Origin of the sequence: Novosphingobium lindaniclasticum LE124 (assembly GCF_000445125.1) — a bacterium.
Lineage (GTDB): Bacteria > Pseudomonadota > Alphaproteobacteria > Sphingomonadales > Sphingomonadaceae > Novosphingobium > Novosphingobium lindaniclasticum.
On sequence record NZ_ATHL01000027.1, the window covers coordinates 1 to 2430 of the forward strand.

At 62.1% G+C, this 2430-nt stretch carries 2 protein-coding genes; both read right to left on the reverse strand.

Annotated features, from left to right (window positions below; translation table 11 throughout):
- Positions 1–293: 293 nt before the first annotated feature.
- Positions 294–1442, reverse strand: coding sequence for a DUF2493 domain-containing protein (locus L284_RS27915; RefSeq protein WP_021232573.1), 1149 nt, complete (start codon positions 1440–1442; stop codon positions 294–296).
- 74 nt (positions 1443–1516) lie between these two features.
- Positions 1517–1960: a DUF736 domain-containing protein gene (locus L284_RS27920; protein WP_021232574.1), complete on the reverse strand. Its 444-nt coding sequence runs from the start codon at positions 1958–1960 to the stop codon at positions 1517–1519.
- Between the last annotated feature and the right edge of the window lie 470 nt (positions 1961–2430).

Sequence of the window (2430 nt, forward strand, 5' to 3'; positions counted from 1 at the left end):
CCCCGCCCTCGATTTCTCGGGGCCAGTTCGAGCTGCACGGGCCCGATCGTCTCGCCTGCGGCAGCTCCTTACCGGAGGGGGGAAGGCCGCCGCGCGTGCCGTCGCCAACGAGCCCCGACGGGGGCGATGTTGGCGGCGGCGCGCGCGGCGGCCTGGCGTGGGGGGAACCGTAGGGTTTCCCCCACGTGGCACAAGGGGACGACAAAGGGCCAGCGCCGGGGAAGTCCCCCGATGCTGGCCCGATGCTCCTGCCAAGGAAAGGGAAGGGGCGGCGCTGGTCCGCCCCTGTTATCTCATCCCCATTGCTGCCGCTTGGCTTCGGCGGGCATGGGTGCCTGTGCATCGTAGCGGAAGGCGTGAACCGGAACGCTTGCGGCCTTCAGTTCGTCCAGCAAGTGCGACTGAATGCCGGTGCCTTGGCAAATGATCGCTTCGACGGGCCGGAGGCTGACAAGCTGGTCATTGCGCTTGAAACCGGCACTCTTGCCAAAGCGCTGCGCGTTCGGGGCAAAGGTGACAATCGGCACGCCAGCTTGTGCGGCCCAAGCTGCGGCGATGGCGTCGCATCCCTTGCGCTGGCCGGTGGTGCAAAGTGTCATGCTCGGAATGCGGGCCTTGATCTGGTCAAGGCGGGCGTAAAGCTGCTGGTAGTCGTGCCATTCCTGACCCCCGGAAAAGACGACAAGCGGGCCGGTGGGGTTGCGCTTTTCGCGCATGGCGGTTGCGCGGGCCTTGAGGAAATCGGCCGATGCGATCTGGCTTGCGGTGGTGACGCTGGAAACCCTCGATCCGCGCGCGGTGCTCCAAGGGCGGCCGGTCTGCGATCGGTAGCACTCGGCGGCATAGTCGCGCATGCATTCGATAGCGGCGCGCTGTTCCATCTTGGTTTGCGCCCTGATCTGCAAATCTTCCATTTCCGTTGCATAGATTTCGCTGCGGTCGTCCTGCTCGATCCGGCTTTTCAGGTCACGGCAAAGCGTGTCCTCTTCGCGGGCCAGCTTGTCCGCTTCGTAGTGAAACGAATTGACGATGCCCCATGCGATTGCCTGCGCGCTCGGCTCTAGGCGGGTGTCGCGGAAAAGGTCAAAGATGGTGTTTACGATGGCGTGACATTCTGCCTGCGCCTCGGCGGCTTCGGGCATGTCCAGTTCCTGACGCTCGGCTCCCATTTCGAGGATGGAAAGCGCGCTCACGTCACCGAATGCCAGCGCGAAGCTATCGGACACGCCATCTTGCGCGATCATGTCGGCAATCTCTGCCTCCCGCGCCAGTGCTGCCAGCTCGTCGGGCGTGGCTGCGGTTCCGGCTTCCTTCTCGCCGTTCATCGTGTCGGCAATCGCCTTGTCCAGATACTGCTTGCGCAGTTCGGCGGGCGTCGTGCCGATGGCCTTGGCCAGTTCGGCAAAGCTGCTATAGCTGCGGTTATTCGTTTCCTTGGTCATGACTAATCATCCTTGGCAGGGGATAGCGAAAGGGTCGGGAGAGGGGTGCATCCCTCTCCCTTCCCGACGGATGTTTAGAACGCGGGGATGTGATCCTCTTCGTCCTGCGTGATACGGCCATCTTCGGTTGCGTTGCCTTCACCGAAATTGTCATCACGCTGGCGGCGGCGGCTCTGGCGGGTGCCGTCCATGTTCTGGCGAACGGGGGCCGGGCGGTTCCAGACCACGCGGAACCCTTCCTCTACGTCGCCAAAGAGCATCACCTGAAGCGGCTCGGGCAGGCTGGGGTCATCCAAGCGGCCCTGATAGAAAACCTCGCCGGTCGAATTGCTCGTCGCTTCCCAAAGCGCGCCGATCTGTGCCCACCGCTTGCCGTTCCACGCCATGATTTCGTAGAACGGTGCTTTGTCGTTGCTGCTGTCGACCGGACGAAGGCCGAGACGGTGAAGGTCGATGGTCGCGGTTGCGATGGAACCGATGATCTGGCCGTTCTTGAGGGCGAAAGAACCAATGTTCATGAGTATTACTCCTATAGTGCGGGGCCTGTCCCCTTGTCTTTGGTCCGGGGCGTCTCCCCTTCCCTTCCGACACACTAATTCTACTCCCTAAACTCAAAATATTGAAATGCATTGATTTCTTGACAGATATTTACCGTACATGGTGAACCTGAGCCTAAATAGTTGGCGCGGTAGCGACATTACAAAGAGAAGCCGGCCCGTTAGGGCCGTCATTACTGACCAACAGAGCGCAAAGGGGTCGGTTGTCATTCACCGCACACGGAGCCACCTTCGCCTGTGTCCCAAGTGGCACGCCGGGGATCGCTCGATCAAAAGACGTCGCGCTGCGACCTAGCGGAGCTAGCCGATCCGCGCTGGCTGTCTGCGCCCAGCAGACCAAAGCCAGCCAGCGCGGATCGGCTAGCGCAGCTTGGTTGGAGGCAGCTTTTGATTGAGCAACCCGGTGTGCGACGCCGGGACACTGGCGGGGG

Bases quoted from the DNA above. Each gene is read 5' to 3' on its own strand.
- L284_RS27915 (WP_021232573.1), bottom strand. From the start codon at position 1,442: ATGACCAAGGAAACGAATAACCGCAGCTATAGCAGCTTTGCCGAACTG.
- L284_RS27920 (WP_021232574.1), bottom strand. From the start codon at position 1,960: ATGAACATTGGTTCTTTCGCCCTCAAGAACGGCCAGATCATCGGTTCC.